13 protein-coding genes and 1 pseudogene are annotated in these 20,773 nt (G+C 71.3%); 1 reads left to right on the forward strand and 13 read right to left on the reverse strand.

Annotation, left to right across the window (positions count from 1 at the left end):
• Positions 1-221 precede the first annotated feature (221 nt).
• The 13 genes and pseudogenes from BN940_RS14515 to bcsD form a co-directional block, all read right to left on the reverse strand.
• On the reverse strand, positions 222-1,418 hold the full coding sequence (locus tag BN940_RS14515; protein ID WP_052355907.1) for an alginate O-acetyltransferase AlgX-related protein: 1,197 nt from the start codon (positions 1,416-1,418) through the stop codon (positions 222-224).
• 13 nt (positions 1,419-1,431) lie between these two features.
• On the reverse strand, positions 1,432-2,880 hold the full coding sequence (locus BN940_RS14520; protein WP_043684149.1) for an MBOAT family O-acyltransferase: 1,449 nt from the start codon (positions 2,878-2,880) through the stop codon (positions 1,432-1,434).
• A gap of 37 nt (positions 2,881-2,917) precedes the next feature.
• Entirely contained in the window at positions 2,918-3,583 is a 666-nt protein-coding gene (locus BN940_RS14525; RefSeq protein ID WP_043684151.1) for an SGNH/GDSL hydrolase family protein, read from the reverse strand.
• Between the two features lie 145 nt (positions 3,584-3,728).
• Positions 3,729-4,400, reverse strand: a complete 672-nt coding sequence (locus BN940_RS14530) for an alginate O-acetyltransferase AlgF (RefSeq protein WP_043684152.1) — start codon at positions 4,398-4,400, stop codon at positions 3,729-3,731.
• 10 nt (positions 4,401-4,410) lie between these two features.
• Positions 4,411-5,073: an SGNH/GDSL hydrolase family protein gene (locus BN940_RS14535; protein ID WP_043684155.1), complete on the reverse strand. Its 663-nt coding sequence runs from the start codon at positions 5,071-5,073 to the stop codon at positions 4,411-4,413.
• Positions 5,074-5,094: 21 nt separating this feature from the next.
• Positions 5,095-9,066: a cellulose biosynthesis protein BcsC gene (locus BN940_RS18065; protein WP_242404206.1), complete on the reverse strand. Its 3,972-nt coding sequence runs from the start codon at positions 9,064-9,066 to the stop codon at positions 5,095-5,097.
• 415 nt (positions 9,067-9,481) lie between these two features.
• Positions 9,482-10,366: pseudogene (gene bcsZ / locus BN940_RS19950) on the reverse strand (cellulose synthase complex periplasmic endoglucanase BcsZ); the annotation flags it as partial.
• Entirely contained in the window at positions 10,367-12,736 is a 2,370-nt protein-coding gene (gene bcsB, locus BN940_RS14550; protein ID WP_158386307.1) for a cellulose biosynthesis cyclic di-GMP-binding regulatory protein BcsB, read from the reverse strand.
• Positions 12,737-12,759: 23 nt separating this feature from the next.
• Entirely contained in the window at positions 12,760-15,123 is a 2,364-nt protein-coding gene (locus BN940_RS14555) for a cellulose biosynthesis cyclic di-GMP-binding regulatory protein BcsB (protein ID WP_052355910.1), read from the reverse strand.
• 53 nt (positions 15,124-15,176) lie between these two features.
• Positions 15,177-17,354, reverse strand: a complete 2,178-nt coding sequence (gene bcsA / locus BN940_RS14560; protein ID WP_052355911.1) for a UDP-forming cellulose synthase catalytic subunit — start codon at positions 17,352-17,354, stop codon at positions 15,177-15,179.
• Positions 17,354-18,130 (reverse strand): cellulose biosynthesis protein BcsQ, encoded by a 777-nt coding sequence (gene bcsQ, locus BN940_RS14565; RefSeq protein WP_043684158.1) that lies wholly within the window; start codon positions 18,128-18,130, stop codon positions 17,354-17,356. Before bcsQ ends, bcsA begins: the two co-directional genes overlap by 1 nt.
• A complete protein-coding gene (gene bcsR, locus BN940_RS19475; RefSeq protein ID WP_043684160.1) occupies positions 18,127-18,735 on the reverse strand; it encodes a BcsR/BcsP family cellulose biosynthesis protein in 609 nt (202 codons plus the stop codon). Before bcsR ends, bcsQ begins: the two co-directional genes overlap by 4 nt.
• Positions 18,736-18,785: 50 nt before the next feature.
• A complete protein-coding gene (bcsD, locus tag BN940_RS14575; RefSeq protein WP_148304982.1) occupies positions 18,786-19,244 on the reverse strand; it encodes a cellulose biosynthesis protein BcsD in 459 nt (152 codons plus the stop codon).
• A gap of 626 nt (positions 19,245-19,870) precedes the next feature.
• Between bcsD and BN940_RS14580 the strand changes: the two genes are divergently transcribed.
• Entirely contained in the window at positions 19,871-20,764 is an 894-nt protein-coding gene (locus BN940_RS14580; RefSeq protein ID WP_043684162.1) for an AEC family transporter, read from the forward strand.
• Positions 20,765-20,773 lie beyond the last annotated feature (9 nt).

Genomic DNA, 20,773 nt, shown 5'->3' on the forward strand with positions numbered 1-20,773 from the left:
ATCCGGCGTCTCCGGCAGGCATCGAAGCCCCACCCCGTGCGCGAAAGTGTCCGCGCGGGGGCGCGGCCGCAAGCCTCCGGCCGGGAAGACGCGCGCAATCCGAAATTATAAGACATGCGCCACGGCGGCCCCGGCCGCACGCGGCCCGCGGCCGGGCCGGATCGCTCCCGCACCGGCGCGCAGGCGCACGGCCCTTCCGGCCTGCGCGGGACGGGGCCCGGTCATCCGCCGGGTCCGCGCGGGACCGGATCCTCCATCCAGGCCCGCTCCGCGGGCGCCACGGGCATCTGCAGCACCCGTTCGGGGATTTCCCAGATCACCAGTTTCGGCGGCGTCTGGCGAAACGACGGGCTGGCGAAATACTGCTGCGCGGACCCCCAGAAATCGCCGCCGTCGCGCGCGAAGCTGGGCACGACGGCCTGCAGGCCGTTTTCGAGGAACGGCGTGAAATTGGACGTCCGCGAGAACGAGGTGCCCAGCAGCGCCAGGGTCGGATTGCCGGCGTCGCTGAACAGGTCGTCGGCCGAATCGGCGCTGGCCGAGGGCTCGGCGGCCGCGGTCAACGTGGTCGTCCGGACCCGGTCGGGGGCCGGCTTCCAGCGCGCCGGCAGCCAGTCGATGCCCGCCAGGCGGACGAGATCGCCTTCGCGCTCGTGCTCCGGCCCGGCGCTCAGCGTGAAATGGCGCGGCGGGGCCGCCGCCACGCCGGTGCGGCGCACGGCCTGGGCCACGGCCTCGGCCGCCAGGCGGGCGCCGTGCTCGGACCAGTGGGTGTCGGTACGCAGGAACGGCGGCTGCCCCGCGCGGGCGGCCTGGTCGAGCACCGGGAAGAGATCGACCAGCGGCACCTGCCGCTGCCGCAGGCCGGCCATCCAGTCGTCGAGCCGCCCGGCGCTGGACGCGGGCCGGTACAGATCGCACAGCTGCGCCCGCTCGACCCGGCTCTTGTCGGGCACGACGGCCACCAGCAGCCCGATCCCCTGGCGGCTCAGACGGTCGCGCACCCGCGCGACCGCGTCGAGGCGCGCGGCCGCGTCGGCCCGGGCGTGCGGATGCACGGCCAGTTCGTCGACCAGGAACAGCCAGCCGGGGCAGCCCTGCCGCACCCGGGGCCCCAGGCTGCCGGTCAGCAGCCAGCCGGCGCCCCGTTCGGCATCGGCCAGGGCGGTGGGAAAGGCACCGCGCGCGAGCTGCCCCGCCAGGTACTGCGCCGTGCCGCCGTCGGCGAAGCGCTCGAAGGTCCGCTGGGCGGGCGGCACGGCGATCCGGCCGTCGCCCCAGTCGCGCAGGGCCGAAAGGGCCGCCAGCACGAGCACGGCCAGAAAGACCGCCCCCGCCGCCTGGCGCGCCAGGCGGGGCGGCTTTTCCGCGTACAGGTAGCCGCCAAGCGGGTCTCGATCCGGTGCCGGTGCGTTCATGTCGCTCTCCCGCTCAGAACTGGAAATACAGGAAGGGAACCGCGTCGCGGCTCGCCACCAGCGCAAAGGCCAGCAGGAAGCCCGCCACCGGCCACAGGTCGATGAACGCCAGCACGCCGGCCGGCAGGCGGCCGCGGATGCGGTCCCGGTAATGGGGCAGGACGACGCAGGCCAGGCCCAGCAGCAGCCCGACCAGGTGGGACGCCTGGAAATCGACCCGCAGGGCGTCGCCCAGCGCCCAGCCGCTCAGGCCCAGCTGGGCGCGGTACATGAGCAGGGCGGTGTCGAAATCGGGCGCGCGGAAGATGGTCCAGGCGAGCCAGACGAACAGCAGGGTCAGGCAGCGCGACAGCAGCACCGGCACGGCCGGCAGCCGCCAGGCCCGCCAGGCGCGCGCCAGCGCCAGCGCCACGCCGTGGGCCAGGCCCCAGAGCAGGAAATTCCAGCTGTCGCTGCCATGCCACATTCCGGCGATGGCCATGGTGATCAGCAGGTTGACGTAGGTGCGCACAGGCCCCTTGCGGTTGCCGCCCAGGGGGATGTACAGGTAGTCGCGGATCCAGGTGGACAGGGAGATGTGCCAGCGCCGCCAGAAATCCTGGATGCTGGTCGCCAGGTAGGGATGGTTGAAGTTTTCCGGGATGCGGAAGCCCTGCATCTGGCCCAGGCCGATGGCCATGGCGCTGTAGCCCGCGAAATCGAAGAACAGCTGCAGGGAATAGGCGAGGCAGCCCAGCCAGGCGTCGGCGAAGGTGGGCTCGGGCAGGGCGAAGGCCGCGCCCACCAGGGGCGAGAGCGTGTCGGCGATGAGCACCTTCATGCACAGGCCGACCATGAACTTGCGCGCGCCGGCGGAAAAATTCTCCCAGGAGAAGGGGCGCGAGACCAGCTCGTGCTCGACCCAGACGTAGCGGACGATGGGGCCCGCGATCAGCTGGCCGAACATGGCCTTGTAGGCCCCCAGCCGGATGAAGCTACGCGCCGGGCGGCACAGGCCGCGGTAGACGTCCACCAGGTAGGAAATCGCCTGCAGGATGATGAAGGACAGCCCGATGGGCAGGGCCACGCGCTGCCACTGGACCGGCATGGCGCCGGCCAGCGGGGCCAGGCCGTTGTAGGTCTGGACCAGGATGTTGATGTACTTGAACCAGAACAGGATCGAGGCGTTGAGCACGATCAGCGCCGCCAGCAGCCAGACGCGGCCGTGCCGGGCCAGGAGCCCGCCCCGCGGGCCGCCGGCCGCCGGCGCGCCGTGCGGCAGGGCGTCGAGCGCCAGGCCGCCCAGCCAGGTGACGATGGTCAGGGCGATCAGCAGCAGCAGGAAGGTGGGGCTCCACCAGCCGTAGAAGATCCAGCTCGCCAGCAGCAGGACGCCGTTGCGCCAGCCGGCCGGCGCCAGGGCATAGACGAGCAGGAAGGCGGGCAGGAACAGCGACAGGAACTCGAAGGAGGAGAAGATCATGCCGGCACTCCTCGACACGCGCCGCCGGGGGCCGGCCTCATTTTTTGCGCTGTTCCAGCTGGCGGATCGACGGCAGCGCCCCGATCGCGCCGACGATGGCCTTGCTCCAGGCCTCGTAGCCTTCGTCCTTGAAGTGCTGGCCGTCGAAGGTGCGCCACTGCCCCGGCTTGGCGAAATCGAGCGAGTTCACGTAGGTGCAGGGCGCCACGTTGCGCGACAGGAACTGCACGGCCCGCTCGACCCGGTCGTTCTTCTTGTCGTACTTGCCGCCGGGCTGTCCCCAGGCGGGGCCGACCCAGACGCAGGTCGTCTTGCTCGCGGCGATGGCCTTGGTCAGGCTGGTGATGCTTTGCCAGGCCCAGGCCTTGGGGAAGAGCTCGTTGGCGTAGGAGCCCATGGTGTCGCCGATGATGACCACGATCACGTCGGGCTTGTCGGCGTCGAGCAGCTGCCGGATCGGCTGCGTGCGCATGGTGGGGCCGTAGGCCTTGGTCGGCTCCTTGTCCTTCTTCTCGGCGCCGCAATCGACCGTGCGCGGCTTGATCCAGTCGCCCGCGCTGGCGCCGCAGGCGCCGATCGTATGCACGTGGGCGGCTCCCTGGGCATACAGGTCCTGATGCAGGAAATCGGGAAATTTGTAGAGCATGTGGCTTTCGCCAATGATCAGAAAGCTCAAGCCGGCCAGGGCTGCGGTCACTGCCATCGTCAAGGTTCCAGGAAGGGAGGATCAACTGGGAATCAATGGGGAATCAACTGCGCATCGATCGGGGATCGAGCGGGAATCCACCGGGAAGCAAGCGGGGATCGATCGGAAATCAATGGGGAATCGATCAGGAATCGTTCGGGAATCAATGGGCCACGGCATCCTTCACCTGAAAGAAGCGATGCGCCGGATCGCCGGGGACCAGAAACAGGGTGTAGCGTTCGCCCGCCTCCAGCACGCCCAGGTCGAGCGGGCCGCCGGCGGGCTGGCCCGCACACAGCAGCTGGACGCGCAGCGCCACCGGATTGACCTGGCGGCGGGCCTGGCCGCCGGCGGCCACGTCCTGGAACAGGTCCACCTGGCGCCCCGCCACCCGCACGCTGGCGGGCTGGCACCGGGCATTGCGGTTGTAGAACGCGACCGAGGCCTTGACGGCGCTGAAGTCCTCGGGGGTCTCGCGCAGCAGCAGCGGTGCGAGCCCGCCCTGGTCGCGCACGCCGACCACGGTGACGAATTCGCCGGGCGCCAGCGTGAGCCTGACCGGGGCATGCTCGCCGCCCGCCGTCAGCGTGCCGCTGAGCTCGGTGCCCCCCGGCACCATCTGGTAGTCGCTGACGCGCCGCTGCGCGTCCAGTTCGAGCGCCGATGCCGAATCGGAGGCCGTCACCCGCAGGGCCTCGTCCAGGCCGTCGGCAAAGCGCAGAAAGGCCGCGTCCTGGGCCGGGCCGGTGGGGTACAGCGGGATGTCGACCGCGCCCGCCGGCGCGGCCAGCGCCAGGCCGGCGGCCAGCGCGATGGGCAGGAGGAATTTCTTCATGTGGATAGCTTCATTTTTTACGCAATGCCTGGACGGCGGGTGACTGGGCCAGCGCCTTGGCGATGGCGTCGCCCCACTGCCGGTACCCCGCTTCGGTGAAGTGCTGGCCATCGGTGGTGGCCCAGGCCCCGGGCTTGGAAAAGCCCAGGGAATCGATGTAGGCGCAAGGCGCCACGTTGTGTTTCAGGAAGGCCGACATCTGTTCCACGCGCGCGAAGGTCTTGTGGAACTTGCCGCCTTCGGTGCCCCAGGCCGGCCCGACCCAGACGCAGGCCGTGCCCGACTGGCCGACCGCCTTGGTCAGGGAGGTGACCTGCTGCCAGATCCAGGCCTTGGGAAAGACGTCCTTGCCGTAGCCCGCCATGGTGTCGCCCATGACGATCACCAGCAGGTCGGGCTTGTCGCGGGACAGCAGCTGCGTCACCGGCACCGTGGCGGCCCCGCTGCCCAGCAGGGCGACCGGGCCCGCATCGCGCCGTTCGGCGCCGCCGCAGGTGCCGGGCGTGGCCTTGAGCCAGTCGGCGGCATCGGCGCCGCAGACCCCGAAGCTGTGCACCCGGGCGCCCTGCCGGACCAGGTCCATGTGCAGGGATTCGATGAGGTAGTTGCGCGCGGTCAGGTGGCTGTCGCCGATGACGAGGATGGACAGGCCCGCCAGCAGGGAAGTCAGCATAGAAAGGTCTCCCGGATGTCCTTATCGGCCATAGGCCTGGCTGAAAGGCGAACGGTAGGGCTCGACGGGCAGCGACATCAGGCCCGACTGCGGGTAGAAGAAATAGCGCAGGTACAGGCCGCCGGACCACTGGCGGTAGTCGCTGGCGTTGTCGGCCCCCAGGCGCGCGCCCAGCACCCACTGCGGCGCCATGCGGTATTCGGCCGCCGCGCTCAGGTTGTAGCCCACGCCGGTCTTGCTGGAGCCCGGGTAGTAGCCGCCGCTCACGCCCGACAGCTCCGGCCGTTCGAGCGCCGCGATGGCGGCCAGGGCCGCGTTCTGCATGCCGCCGTCGTTCGGGAAGAGCGGCGCGTCGCCCTGCTTGATGCGCTGCACCCCGACGGAGCCGTCGATGCGCCAGCTGAGCGGGCCGTTGCGCTGCGCCCAGGTGATCGGCAGGCCGACGGAGTAGTAATGCTTCGGGCTGAAGTAGCCGCCGTGGCCGTAGGTGAAGTAGCTCAGGTCCTTGTCGTAGAACGTGGCGTTCAGGTTCAGGCCGGCCAGCAGCTGGGCGTCGGGCTCGTCGATCAGGCGGAAATAGGTGCCGAGGTTGAATTCCTTGCGCTGGTTGGAAGCCACGTTGTGCCCCCGCAGGCTGTGCCAGGCGGCATTGCCGTAGATCCCGCCGCCGCCGAAGTCCTTGCTGAGCGTGAACCGGGCCCCGCTTGCCGTGACGCCGCCCCACTTCAGGCCCAGGCGCGAATCCTCCATGCCGGCGAACGACAGGACGCTGTCCGTGACGGCGCGGCGCGACACGTCGAGCCGGTAGGTGACCGTGCCGGCATCGTCGAGCACCCCGTCGAACAGCGCCCCGCCCACGAAATTCTGCTCCTTGAATCCCAGGGGCGTGACGCCGGCGTCGAACTTCATGCCGCGCGTCTCGTAGCCCAGCGCCAGGCCGACCCCGGTCTGGCGGCCCGTGTCGGGCACGGCGGAGCTGGCCACCATGGACAGCGGCCCGCCGCCGAAGGTGCCCAGGGCATAGCCCGCCGAGCCCAGCGAACCCGTGCTGATCACCGTGGGCGTGACCTGGACGGCGATCTTGCCGTTGCCCGCCGGCATGCGCACCTCGATGGGCGTCTGCGCCTCGACCAGCTGGCTGGTGCCGGAATCGCCCTCGCGGTTGCGGAACTCGACCCCGGCGCGGATCTCGGGGCTGCGTTCCTGGCGGACCTCGTCGAGCTCGCGGGCCGCCGCCGTCATGCCGCGCGCGGACGCAGCCGTATCGAAGGGATTGGCGGACCGCGCCGCGGCGGCGCCGCCGGCGAAGGCCGGCGCCGGGTCGGCCGGCACCGCAGCGGCGGCGTAGGCAGGGGCCGCGGCGGCGTAGGCCGGCGCGGGCGAGGCCGGCGGCAGCGCCGCCTGCCGGGCCGCGGCGCCGGCCGGATACCCGCCGGCCGCGCCGGGCAGGGCGGGCGCCGCGGGCACATCGACCGCCAGGACCTCGGCCGGCGCGCCGGGCAGCGAGGCGTCGGCCGGCGGCAGGTCGGCCGCCAGGGTTTCCTGCGCCAGCGGCACCGCCACCGGGCGGACCGGGGCCATGCGCTGGCCCGGCAGGCCCACGAAAGGATTGTCGGAACGCACCAGGGTCTCGGAGCCGGGCGCGGCCGCCACCGCGACCGGCCGGCTGCTTTCCAGGGCCACCGCCTTTTCGAGCAGGTCCTGGGCTTCCGAAGTCTTGCCCTGGGCGCGGTAGACGCGGGCGGCGCTGGTCAGGATGTCGATGTCGTTCGGCGCCAGCGACACGGCGATCCCCGCCTCGCGGGCGGCGCGCCGTTCGTTGCGCAGCTGCTGGGCGACCTGGGCGGTCCCCAGGTGCAGCGCGGCATTGTCGGGATCGGTCTGGAGCAGGTTTTCGTACAGTTCGAGGGCCTGGTCCCCCTTGCCCGCGGCGGCGTACATGCGCGCCAGCGCGCCCACGGCCACCGGGTCCTTGGGCTTGCGCTTGAGCACCGGCGCGATCATGTCGTAGGCGGCCACGAGATCGCCGCTTTCCCGCAGGGAATCGGCTTCGTGGATGCGGTAGCTGTCGGACAGGTCCGCGAGCGCCTGGCGCTGGGCGCCGCTGAGCGGCTGGCGGGCGGCCTGGCGCAGGATGGCGCCCGCCTCGATGGTCTGGTCGGAACGCAGCAGCAGTTCCGCGTAGACCAGCGTGGCGTCCATGCCCCGGCTGCCCCCCTGGTCGCGCAGGGGGCGCAGCAGGTCCAGGCCCCGGCCCAGTTCGCCGACGTCGGCATATCCGCGCGCCAGGGCGCCCAGCGTCTGCACGTCGTCGGGCCGGGTCTGGCCGCGCACCCGATCGAGCAGGGCGACGGCCTCGGCCTTGCGCCCCTGCCGCGCCAGCTGCCCGGCCTGCTGCACCAGGGCATTGCGTTCGAGGTCGGCGGCAAAGGCGCGCATGGGCGCCGTGCGCCGTCCCTGGGGGATGCGGGCCAGGGCCTCGCGCGCCGCATCCGGGCGGCCCTGCTGCTGGGCCAGCATCGCGCTGGCGTAAAGCGCCTGGGGATCGTCGGGATGGATCGCCAGCAGGCCGTCGACCAGTTTGCGGGCGTCCTTGTCGCGCCCCGCGTCCTGGTAGATCTGGGCCAGCTGATAGCGCAGCCAGGGGTCGTCGGGATTCTTCGCCAGGGCGTCCTCCAGCGACTGCCGGGCGGCGCGGACGTCGCCCGAGGCCCGCGCCACCTGGGCCATGCCGGCCAGGGCGCCGGGGTCGTCGGGATGCTGCCCGAGCACCCGCTGATAGGCCGCCCGCGCCGCCTCGGTCTTGCCCTGCTCGAACAGGATGTCGGCCAGCTTCACCGTGGCCGCCGTTTCCCGGGGCTGGCGCTTGGCGGCCTTTTCCAGCACCTGCTGCGCCTCGGCCAGCTTGCCGGCCTGATGCAGGGATTCGGCGCGTTCGATGTCGGCCCAGTAATCGGCCGCGTCCAGGGCGCCCTGCCAGGCCTTGCCGCCGCGGCGCGCCCGCTGCAGGTACTGGCGGGCCTGGGTCCATTCGCCCTGGCGCATCCGCAGGATCCCCATGGCGCCCAGGGCCTGGTTGTCGTTGGGATTCCTGTCCAGGATGGCCTTCAGCTGCGCCTCGGCCTGCGCCAGTTCGCCCTGGTCGACGAGCTTGGCCGCCTGCGCCACCTGGCTGCTCAGGGCGCTGGCGCGCGCCGCCGCGGCCGCCGCGCGTGCCTGGGCCTGGGCCTGCGCCCGGTCCTGCGCCTGCGCCTGGGCGCGATCCCGCGCCTGGGACTGCGCCTGGACCTTGCCGCCCTGCGCGAGCTGGTCGCGGATCTCGGTGTCGTCCGGATGCTTGGCCAGATACTGCTCGAACACGGCCCGGTACTGCGGTCCCGGGGGGCCCATCCAGATCAGGGCGTCGCGCCAGCTTTCGGTGGCCTGGCTGCCGACGTCGCTGCGTCCGGACAGCGCCGCGAGCTGCTGGATGCCCTGGACCCGGGTGGCCTCGTTGCGCGCCAGGTGGCGGCCCAGGATCAGCTTGATCTGCGCGTCGTCGGGATGCTGGGCCGCCAGCCGCTGCAGGCCGGCGATGGCCTCGGGCAGGCCGCCGTCGGTGTATCCCAGGTACATGTAGTATTCACGCCCCAGGGCCCCCAGCGGCGCGCGCCCGGCGAAGATCTTCCTGTAGGTGGCCGCCGCCTGGTCGAACTGGCCCGCGGCGGCGAACTGGCGCGCCTGGTTCAGCAGGGCCGCCTTGCTGGCCTCGTGCAGGCCGACGTCCTGTTCGAGCAGGGCCGTGGCGGGGTCGTTCGGGTAGGAGGCCTTGAGCTGCTGCAGGTATTTCTTCGCCTCGGCCAGCCGTTTCTGGTTCAGGGCCACCCGCGCGAGTCCGTCGAGCGCCTGGGGATTGCCCGGGCTGATGAGCAGCAGCTTGTTCCAGACCTCGGCGGCGCGGTCGTCGTTCTGCCTGCCCTGCCAGTAATGGCCCTGTTCGATCAGCGCCTGCACCGCGTCCTCCGCCCAGACAGGCTGGCTCAGCAACACGGCGCACAGGCCGCCCAGCGCTATTTGCTTGTACCGGAACATGCTTTCTCCCACGAAACGGATAGGCGGCCATCAGGCCCAAATTGGAAACGCCCTTCGGACCAGCCCAGGCCGAACAGGCTGAGCATGAAATCGTAGTAAGGCAGAAAATCCTGCAGGGCCCCGGCCTGCACGGCCTGGGGCAGCAGCGCCCGCGCGCGGGCCTGCTGCGCCTCCCGCAGCGGCGCCAGGCCCAGCGCATCGAAGTACGGCACCAGGGCGGCGGAAAAGCCGAACGGCCCCGCGCCGCGCGCCTCGCCGGTCCGGGCATCGACGGACTCGGGGGCTCGCCCTGCGGCGCGGCGCCCACGATCCGCGCCATGCCGCCCAGCGCGGCCAGCAGTGCGTCGCGCAGCGGGTCCTGCGCCGCGGTCATCCCGGCCCAGAGATACACGCGGATGGCGTCGTAGCTGCCGGTGGCGCCGCTCTGGGCATCGGGGACGAAGCCGGCCGCCTGGTCGGCATAGCGATAGACCGTCCAGTCGGGCGCCAGGCCGTGCGGCGCGACGTCCCGCAGCATGCGCAGCGTATTGTCGGCGATCCGGTCCCAGGGGCCGCGCGGCGATGCCTGCTGCAGCCGGCGCAGCAGGAAAACGGGCAGATAGCTCGGGTTCAGCCGCCAGGTGCCCTGCTCGGGCGTATAGAAGAACTCGCGGCCGGGCAGCAGCATGGTGCCCAGGTCGGGCAGTTCGGACACCTCTTGCGCCTGGATCAGCACCAGCAGCGCCTGCGCCTGGCGGACGTACGCCGGATCGCCCCACAGCCGGCCGGCCTCCAGCAGGGCGTAGACGAACCAGAGATCGGCGTCGGCCGCCGAATTGGCGTCCATCACGCCCCAGGCCTTGCTGTCCGGGTCCTGTCCCCAGATCCAGGCGGGCAGGCGGCGCTCCGCCTGGCCATGCGCCAGGTTGTCGACCGTCCAGCGCCAGAGCTGGTCGAAGGTCTTCCGGTCGCCGGCCACCAGGGCGAAGAACATGGCGTAGGACTGGCCTTCGGAGGTGCTCTGCTGCCTGCCCGCGCGCGCGTTGAGCACCCGTCCGTCGGGCTCGACGAAGTGCTCCTTGAACTGCTGCCACAGCGGCCAGTCGGCCATGCAGTCTCCTTGCGCGCGCACCGCCGCCGGCGCCAGCATCAGGCAGACGCAGCAGGCCAGGCAGGCGCGCAGCACCCAGGCCTGCCGGGCCGCGCCGCGCCATGCGTGCGCCAGGGACAGGGCGGGCCGCATTCAGTCCGCCGCCGCCGGACGGCGGCGCATCATCCGCCAGAGGGCCAGCGCCAGGATCACCAGCAGCAGCACGCCCACCCAGTCCCAGATCCGGCCGAAGGCGGGCAGGCCGTTCCAGTACCGGGCCAGCGTCCATTCGATCCGCCGCCACCAGCCCAGCTCGCCGACGGAATAGGTGTACTGGTTCACCAGGGGGCTGATCTTGTGCGCGTCCACGGCCGCCAGGCTGCCGCTGAGGCCCTGCTCGTAATCGGACTCGTCGAGCAGCGCGCTGACGGCGTAGGCCTGCCCTTCGGGCGCGCTGCTGGCGATCAGGACCACGCTGCGGCCCGAGGTGACGGGGGATTCAAAGCCGGCGAAGATCGTCTCGACTCCCTCGCTGGAATACGCCAGGTCGGTGCGCGGCGCATCCTGGCTTTCGCGCGGATCGGGCGTGGGCCACAGGTGCGATTTGTAGACCCGGTCCGAGGTGTCGGCGTGCTTGCCCTGCCCCGCCACCAGGGCGGGCATGGACTTGACCCAGCCCTCCAGCCAGGCCTGCTGGCCCGAGGCGATGACCACGATGTCCTTGTCGGCCTGCTGCAGGCCTGCGGCGCCGAACGCCACCTGGACGCCGGTGCCCGGCAGGCCGGTGGACTCGCCGAAGCGGCCCATCAGCACCAGGTAGGTGCCGACGTCGGCCTCGGTCGGCCGGTCCGCCAGCACCACGGCGGTCTCGGACAGGTCGGCCATGCGGGTGTAGGGGAAGCCGCTGCCGCTGAAGGCCGCCAGATTCGGCATCGGCATGAAGTGCGGATATTGCGACAGGTCGAGCGACGACTCGGGCTCGATGCGGCCGCGGACGTTGTCGATGATGATGTCGCGGCACTGGCCTTCCTTGATGTAGTCGTACATGAACTTGAATTCAAGCTCGGACTTCGCCACCAGGCGGGCCAGGGGAACGGTGGTCCGGACCTCGACGGGCAGCATCTCGCCCTCGCCCAGCGTATCGGCCACGCTCTTGTCCGCCAGCTGGTCGATCGACAGCAGGGGATAGGACTTGAGGAACTGGTCGCGCGCGCTGATCAGCAGCGAGGAATTGACCGAGCCGGTCTGCGGCGTGTAGCGGTAGCGCAGGTCGATGGGCACCGGCCCCTCGTGCCAGCCGAACAGGTCCGGCGCCACCCGCAGGGGCAGGCGGACCGGCGCGCTGTCGTAGCCCGCGACGTCCAGGTCGGCGCCGGACAGGATCTCGCCGAACTTCACCGGCCGGTCGGACGGAATCCAGCGCGGCGCATCGTAGGGCTTGCGCGCGGCCAGCGGGTCGAGCTGCGTGATCACCGCCTGGCGGCCGACCAGGGCCTTGCTGCCCGTCACCAGCGCCTGGGCCGCCTGCACGAGTTCCTCGTCGGAGCGGCCGGCGACCACCAGCAGCCGGCCGTTGGCGTCGTTGGGATTGGTGGCCACGGCCACCGTCGGGCCGGTGAGCTTGTCCAGGCCCGCCATGCCGGCGGCCTGGCCCTTCACGAAGACGACGGCGTTGCCCTTGTCGGGATAGCGCAGGTCGAAGGACGCCGGGAATTCCGCGCCGCGGTATTCGGCCAGCGCGCCGAACCAGGAGGCCACCATGCCCGCCGAGCGCAGCACGGCGGCGTCGCGCCCGCTGGCGAAGACGAAGGGCAGGACGAGCCGGCGGGTGTCGCGGCGGTCATAGAAGGGCAGCGGCAGGATCGACAGGTCCTCGGGCAGGGACAGGCGCTGCACGGCCAGCTCCAGCTGGCTCTGGTTGCTGACGTTGGCCCACAGGCTGGAATGCAGCGGATCCTCGCAGTCCAGGGTGTAGTGCCCGATCAGCTGCAGGCGCAGGTGGTTGAATTCGGTGATCAGGCGCGGCGGCAGATCGATCGACCGCAGCAGGCTGCGGCCCGCCGTGTCCTTGGGCACGGGAATGCTGTAGGCCACCTGGTTGTTCACCAGGACGTTGATGTGCGAAAGGTCGCTGAGCAGCGCCGGCGAATAGGCGTAGGTGAGGTTCAGGCGGGCCGCCGTCACCAGTTCGTCGGCGCGGATGCTGAAGGGCACGTCGTCGCTGCCGTCCACTCCGCGCAGATTGAGCGGGAACCGGGCGCCCAGCTGCTCCAGCGAGAGCTTGTACTGATAGTCGGGCGCGGCGGCGGGCGCCTCGGGCAGCAGTCCGGCGTCGGCGGCCGGCGGCACGGCGGCGTCCGCGGGCGCCACGCCGCCGTCGTCCGCCAGCCGTTCCTGCGCCGGCGCGCCCGCGGGAGCGCCCGAAGTCGAGCCCTGTGCCTGTACGCTCCCCGAGGCCAGCGCCAGCATCAGCATCGGCGCCCACAGCCAGCGGGATTGCATGGACCAAGTAGACTTTTTCATCAGATGCCCTCTATCGATGCGTTTCATTCGGAATCCATCTGCAGGCGGCGCCGGGCGCGCGTGCGCAGATGCAGGTAGAAGACGGCCGCGGCCAGCGCCACGCCCAGCAGCAGCGCCAGCAGCATCAGCAGCGGATGGCGGCTGAGGAACCAGGCCACGGTCCGGACCGCGCCCAGGCTGCCGACGTAATAGCTGCTGGCGCGCGACAGGACCTGGAAACGATCGCCCTGCCAGGCCGCCAGGCCGCCCTGGACCTGCCCTCCCTGGACCGGATCCAGGGCGAAGGCCTCCACGAGCTGGGCCAGGCGGGCGCCATCGCCCGCGGCCAGCACCACCACGCTGCGGCCGGCCGTCACCGGCGACTCGAACCCGGCCAGCCAGTCGCTGCCCGCGCGCGCACGGCCGCCGGCCGTCTCGCCCGCGCCGGCCACCCAGCGGTACGCCTGCCGGATCAGGGCGCCGACCGACCACTCCGTCTCCGCGGCCGGCGCCCCGGCCGCGGAGACATGCCCCGCCCACTGGCGCAGCAGCGCCGAGGGCGGGCCGGATTCGACCAGCAGCACGTCCTTGCCGGCCAGGGCCGGAGCCTTGGCCTCGGCGGCCCGCAGCACCCGGATGCCGCTGGCGGGCAGGCCGGTGGACCGCCCCGCCGCCCCCAGCCAGGTCAGCAGGGCGCCGTATTCCTCGTCCCCGGCCTGGTCGGGCAGCACCGCGACGGTTTCCGACAGGTCGGCCATGCGCGTGAAGGGAAAGCCCACGGTGCTGAAAGCCGCCAGATCGGGCATGGCCTTGTGATGCGCGACGCCCGACAGGTCGAGCGTGGATTCGGGGTCGATGCCGCTGCGCCAGTTGTCCACCTGGCCGCCGCTGCATTCGGGCCGCTCGGGCATCTTGTAGCGGAACTGGAACTGCAGGCTGGACAAGGCGCTCAGGCTGCCCAAGGGGATGCGCACCGTATCCTGCTGGACGGAAGGATCGTCGCCGGTCCAGCGGCGCAGGCGCTCGTCGCGGCCTTCCAGCAGTTCCTGGCGGATCGTGGCGCGGTTCAGCAGCACATCGAGCCGCCCCTCGTCGGCCGGGGACTGCGCCGAATGCCGGTAGCGCAGCGACAGCGGCACGTCCCTGGTCTGCCAGTCGGACAGGTCGGGCGGCAGGCGGAAATCGACCGTGATGGGCTCGGGTACGCGGCCCGAGCGCGTGAATCCGCCCACGGCGCCCAGCTCGCCCAGCGCCACCGGGCGGTCCGTCGGGATCCAGTTGGGCGCGTCGTAGGGCTTGCGCGGCCGCGTTTCGAGGTTCTTCAGCAGCGCCGTCGGGCCGGCGAGCACCTGGCCTCCCAGCACCAGCATGCGCGCCGCGGTGCGGATCTCCTGGTCCGTGCGCCCCGTGACGACGAGCAGCTTGCCGGCGGGATCGTTGGGATTGGTCCGCAGGGCGACGGTGGGGCCTTCGAGGGCCGGCAGATCGAGGCCGGGCGGGAGGTCGGCCGCGCCGGCGACCACCACGCCGTGGCCGTGCGCGGGCAGATCCCGCGTGCCGACGGAAAAATCGGCGCCGCGGTAGCTGGCCAGCGCGCCCATCCAGGAGGCGATCATGCCGGCGGCCTCGATCCGGGCGTCGCTGGCGCCGGCGACGAGGAACGGCAGGTGCAGGCGGCGCGGATCGTGCCGGTCGAAGAACGGCGCGGGCAGCAGGCTCAGGTCGTCGGGCAGGACGAGGGGCTCGACGTCGAGCACCAGCCGGCTGGACTGGTCGATGTCGGCCCAGAGGTCGGGGTGCACGGGATTCTCGCACTGCAGGGTGTAATGCCCGATGAGCTGCAGGCTCAGCAGATTGTCCGGCCGGAAGAACCGCACCGGCAGGTCGAGCCAGGCATGCGCTTCGTCCTGCGGGCCGGGCGCGGCCGTTGCGGATGCGGCCGTTTCGGGCGAGGCCGTTTCCAGCGGCACCGTGGCGGCCAGCTCGCCGTTGAGCATGATCTTCAGATGCGAGAGCTTCTGCAGCAGCGCCTGCGAACGGCTGTACCGCAGATCGATCCGCGCCCGCGCCACCCGCTGGTCGGCACGCACGCCGAAGACCAGCTCGCGGTGCCCGTCGACGCCGCGCAGTTCCAGGTTCCTGCGTTCACCCAGCAGGCTGAACGGCAGGACGTACTGTTCGGTGCCCGCCATGGGCTGCCCGGCGTCCGCGGCGGCGGTGGGTTCGATGCCGGGTCCGATGTCCTGCTCGATGCCCTGACCGGCGCTCTGGCCGGCATCGGATCCGGCGCCCTGACCGGCGTTCTGGCCGACGCCCTGCGCCACGCCCGGCCCGGCGCCCGGCTGGAGGGCGTCGGCGGCAAGCGGCTGGGCGCCCGCCGCCGCGGCCAGGGCCAGCAGCGCGAGCATGCCCAGCCAGCGGCACGTCCTGGAGGCGGTCCGGCGCCCCGGGCACGCCACCCTCATGATTGCGCAGCCGGCGTTTCGGCCATCGGACCCGGACGGCGGCGCAAGAGGCGGCCCAGTTCGCGCCCCGACTCGCGCAGCAGCACGCCGAAGCCGCGCCCGCCGATGCGGCCGATCTGGCGGATGGCTTCGAGCGGGGAATCGGGCGCCGAGGCATGCCAGGCCTCGGCCCAGATGTTGGCGCGGGCGAAGGTCAGCTGCACAAGCTCGACCTGCTGGGCGATGGACAGGCCCTCGAAGTACAGGCCCAGCCGCTGCCCCCGGCAGAAGCGCACGATGGCGGGAAACACCCGTTCCTCCCGGCCCCGATAGAGCGAGACTTTGATGGCCTGCCCGGGCGACAGCGGCAGTTCCTGGGGCAGGACCAGCCCCAGGCCGTCCTGGGAGAAATCGCTGGTCTGGCAGCGGATCCGGTGGCCGCCCGGCAGCGCCACGGTGGCGTCGAGCGTCTGCAGGACGCGCGGCGAACTGCGGATCTGGCGGCGTTCGCCGGCGACCGCCACGCTGGCGCTGCAGACCACGAGGTTGAGGAAGGTCCAGCCCATGTTGAGGAGGATGGTCTGGAACACCCCGGCGTCGCCGACGTGCTGCACCAGCATGACGGTGCCCACGATCATCCCGGCCGCATTGAGCAGCAGCAGGATGATGTAGGGGCGGGCCAGGCGCCAGTCGAAATAGGCGCGCTCGGACGTGCCGCCCTTGGCGGTGACGTTGAACACCGGCGAGGCCGGATCGATCACCGCCGCCAGCGTGGGGCGCATCAGGTACCAGGCCAGCACCGATTCGTAGACCTCGTTCCAGAACGAATGGCGGAACTTGCCCTGGACGCGGTAGTTGGTCAGCTGGGCATGCAGGATGTGCGGCCCGGCATAGACCACCACCATCAGGGCGGAGGCGTCGAAGACCCGCGCCCCGAAGAACAGGTAGGCCAGGGGCGCCGTCAGGAAGACCAGGCGCGGCAGGCTGTAGAAAAAGTGCAGGGCCGCGCTCGCGTAGCAGACGCGCTGGCTGATCGACAGGCCCTTGCTGAACAGGGGGTTGTAGCGGCGGAAGATCTGCGCCATGCCGCGCGCCCAGCGGATCCGCTGGTTGATGTGCCGCGACAGGTTCTCGGTGGCCAGCCCGGCCGCCTGCGGAATGGCCAGGTAGGCCGTGTTCAGATCCAGCTTGTTCATCTTGAGGGCCGTCAGCGCATCCTCGGTCACGCTTTCGACCGCCATGCCGCCCACGGCCAGCAGATGCTCGCGGCGCAGCACCGCGCACGACCCGCAGTAGAAGGTGGCGTTCCACAGGTCGTTGCCGTCCTGGGTCAGGCCGTAGAACAGCTGCCCTTCGTTGGGCACGTTGTGGAAGACCTCCAGGTTGTTTTCGAGCGGATCGGGCGAGAAGAACACGTGCGGCGTCTGCAGCATGGCCAGCTTGGGGTCCTTCAGGAACCAGCCCATGCACACCTGCAGGAACGAGCGGGTCGGCACGTGGTCGCAGTCGAACACGGCGATGAATTCCCCGTCGGTGCGCGGCAGCGCGGCGTTGATGTTGCCAGCTTTGGCGTGGCGGTTGTCCTCGCGCGTCAGGTAGCCGACCCGCACCCGCGCGCAGAAATCGCGGAACTCGGGGCGGCGGCCGTCGTCGAGCACGTAGACGTTCATGCGGTCCGCGGGCCAGTCCATGGACAGGGCGGCCAGCACCGTCTGGCGCACCACCGACAGCGATTCGTTGTAGGTGGGGATGTACACATCGACGCTGGGCCACAGGCGGGTGTCGGCCGGCAGCATGACCGGCTTGCGGTGCAGCGGCCAGGCCGACTGGAAGTAGCTCAGCAGCAGCACGGTCAGCGCATAGAATTCGGCCAGCAGCAGGCCGTAGCCGAAACTCGCGTCCCACCAGGACTCGAAGCCGAGGGACTGCGTCACGCGCCAGTACATGTAGCGCAGCGAAGCCGCCACCGAGATCGACATCATCGCCAGCGTGATCAGGCGCGACTGCGAGGCGCGGTTGAGCACGAAGGCCACGCAGAAGACCAGGATCCCGAAGACCGCCTGCTCGACCAGGTCGAGGTAGGTGGTGACGACGAACCAGCCCAGGACGGCCACCAGCATCAGCGCCAGCAGCTGGACCCAGCCCGGACGCCACACGGGCAGGCCCGTCCACCACGCTCCGACTTTATCGACCATCACGACACCTCCGCTCGGCTGTAGTGCAGGCGGTCGCCAAGCCATCGGGAACATGCCGCGATGTCGTGGGCCGCTTCGCTGTGGGGGGCGTACTGGAAGATGGTCTGGCCGAAGGCCAGCGCCTCGCTCAGCGATTCATCCCGATGCACTCCGCCCATCATGTGGGGTTCAAAGGCGTCGCGCAGCATCCGCGCGACGTCCTGGTTCAGCCGGCGCTCCTGGTCGAGCTGATTGAGCACGAAGCCGTACCCCTGGAAGCGGGGGTTGGCGGCGCCGTAGGTCTGGATCAGGCGCTGCAGCTGCGGCACCGTCATGTAGGAACCCGCGTCGGGCAGCACCACGGCGACGGCCAGATCCGCCGCCGACAGGGCTTGCGCCAGGTAGGGGCTGGGCCCGGGCGGCGTGTCCAGCAGCACGATCTGCTCCTCGGGCAGCCCGAGGCCGTCGAGCGCCCGCGCCAGCCAGTCGGCGCGCTCGGCCAGCCGGCGCTCGAAGGCCAGCCGCCGCGGCTCGTCGCACAGCCCGTAGGGCACGAGCGACACGCCCCGCGCCGTCGTCAGCAGGGCGTCCCGCAGCCCGACCGGGGCCTCCGCGGCCCAGGCCAGCCCCAGGCCCTCGCGCAGGGGCAGGCCGAAGTAATGCTGCAGGCTGTTCTGCGGATCGAGGTCGACGGCCAGCACCGGATGTCCCGACAGCCGCAGGGCATCGGCCAGATTGGCGGTGAGCGTCGTCTTGCCGACACCCCCCTTGGCCGAAACGACGGCAACGACTTTCATCGTCCGTCCAGGCGCCGGAAGAGCGCATCGAGCCGCGCCGGCGGGGGCGGCGGCGCGGCGGCCTCCGCGGCGGCCTCGGGCACGACGGGCGAGTCCTCCTGCGCGAGGCGCGAGAACAGGCCGCTCAGGCGTCCCGCGGGCGCGGGGCTTGCCGGCGCCGCGGCAACGATGGCGGCCGTGCCGGCGGCGGCGGCCGCAAGCACGGCGGCGATCGGCGCAGGCGCGGGAGCGGCGAAGGGCGTGGACGCGGTAGAAACGGCGGGCGCAGCAGGCGCAGGCGCGGGCATGGCGGTCGGGGCCGATGCGAACGCGGGCGCCATGGCGGGCGCGCCGGTGCCCTCGGCGGCGGGCGGCGCCGCGGGCGCCGGCGCCTCGGACGGGGGCGGCAGATCGGGCACGTGCGATTGCCAGACCGAGCGGTCGCGCGGCTCGGCGGGCGGCGCCGGCGGGGGCGCCGTGCCCGCCAGGGGCATGGCGCCCAGCAGCGGCCAGCGTTCGGTCATGTCGTGGCGCGCGTCCAGGCTGCCGAGCTCCTGGTACTGGCTGGCCGCCGAGGGCTCGAAGAAGGCGAACAGCTTGTCGATGTCATCGGTCGATTCTTTCATGGTGTCCTCCGGACGGCGCGCGATTCCCGCATGAGATTCCCGCATGAGTGTCATCTCCCGAAGCGATAGTTCAATATTCCGTTCTCGTCCCGGCCCTCGAAACGCACCAGCAGCGCATTGCCGGCCCCCAGCAGCAGGAACCACTGCTGGTAGACGCCTTCGAGAAAGCTGCCCAGCCAGTCGGGCGGCTCGGCGCCGAAGGCCTCGGCGAAGGGCGCGTAGGCGTGCGAAATGCGCAGGCAGTCGGGCTGCTCGGACAGCGCGACGCACCCCCAGCCCATCTGCGACCAGTGCCGGTTGGCGGCCGCTTCGATGTCGGCCAGGGTCTCGCATTCCGGCAGGGCCAGTTCCTGCGCCGCCTGCATGCCGGCGGCGCGCATCGTCTGGCGCAGCTCGTCGACGTCCAGCCTCGACTGCAGGGCCTGCGCCACCGCCCTCAGGAACACGGTCCACTGCGCGGCGCGGCGCTGGCTTTCGAGATACGCGGTGTAGCGGGGATCATTGGACATGGTGGACTCGATGGAAATGACGGGCGGGAACACGGCCGGAGGCCGGACGGGCGGGCGTCCGTGCGCGGGCCGACGGCCGGATGGAGGCCGCGGCGCCGGAAGGCGGCAGCACGCCGCATCCCGGAGGAACGGCAGGGGACGGCAGGAGCGGCGAACCGGCGAAGCGGCTACCGTGGGGGGCTGGGCGAGGTCCGGCCAGGCGGCCAGGAAGGGGGCAGGTACGGTGGATCGGTAAGCTTTCCCAATCGCGACTTCGGATCATGGTGGAAGCGTTACTCGGCAAGTCGGAGCCACCGGTTTCCGGCCGGTGTTCTTGAAGCATGAACTTGCGTCCTAAATCCCTGAATGCATCAGGAACCGATACAGATTCTACACATTTGAAGAATGTGTGACCACCCCTGACAATTGAAACCCCGATTGAAACCTGGATCGAAGCCGCGAATCGCAGCCCGGACCCGAGCCCGCATTCAGGCCTGGAGCGGACCTCGATCGGCCCCGGAGCGGACCCCGATCCACTCTCGACCGGCCCTGGAGCGGACCCCGAGCAATTCCCGATCCCTCCTCGATCGGACCCCCGCTCCACCGGCCACGTACAATCTCACACCAGCCCCGCCCGACCGCCGCCCATGTCCGTCATCCCGCTCATCCTGCCCGACTTCCTGCTGATCGCCCTGGGCTGGGTCCTGCTGCACCGGCTGGGATTCGACCAGGCCTTCTTCGCCGGCGCGGAAAAACTGGTCTATTTCATCCTGTTCCCCGCCCTGCTGTTCCACTCGATCACCCGCACACCGTTGGAACCGGGCAACACCTCGGTGCTGCTGGCCGCCACCGTCGGCGTGATGCTCGGCGGCATCGCCCTGGCCTGGCTGGGCCGCCTGGCGGTGCGCCCGGATCCGGCGGCGCACGCCTCGGTCGCCCAGTGCGCCTTCCGCTTCAACACCTACCTCGCCCTGTCCCTGGCCGGCGGCCTGGGCTGGCCCGGCGCGCAGACGACCATGGCGGTGATCGTGGGCTTCGCCGTGCCCATCAGCAACATCGGCGCGGTGCATGCCCTGGCCAGCCGCCACGGCGGGCGCGCCCTGCGCGAGATCGCGCGCAACCCCTTCATCCTCGCCACCCTGGCCGCGCTGGCCTGCAACTTCCTGCGCGTGCCCATCCCGCCCGTGCTCGACGTCACCCTGGGACGCCTGGGCGCCTGCGCCATCGCCGTCGGCCTGCTGTGCGTGGGCGCCACCCTGTCGCTGCAGGGCGGCCGCGCGCATGCGCCGCTGATGGCCTGGATGGTGGCGGCCAAGCTGGTCCTGCTGCCGCCGGTCGCGCTGGCGCTGGCCTGGGCGCTGGGCCTGTCGGCCGGCGAACGGCTGGTCCTGCTGCTGTTCAGCGCCCTGCCCACCGCTTCCTCGGCCCACGTGCTGGCCGCCCGCATGGGCGGCGACGGCCGGCTGGTGGCGGTCACCATGTCGATCGGCACGCTGCTGTCGGCCCTGACCCTGCCACTGTGGCTGGATGCCGCAACCTGAATCCCGGAG

It is taken from the genome of Castellaniella defragrans 65Phen (assembly GCF_000612685.1).
GTDB classification, from domain to species: Bacteria; Pseudomonadota; Gammaproteobacteria; order Burkholderiales; family Burkholderiaceae_B; genus Castellaniella; species Castellaniella defragrans.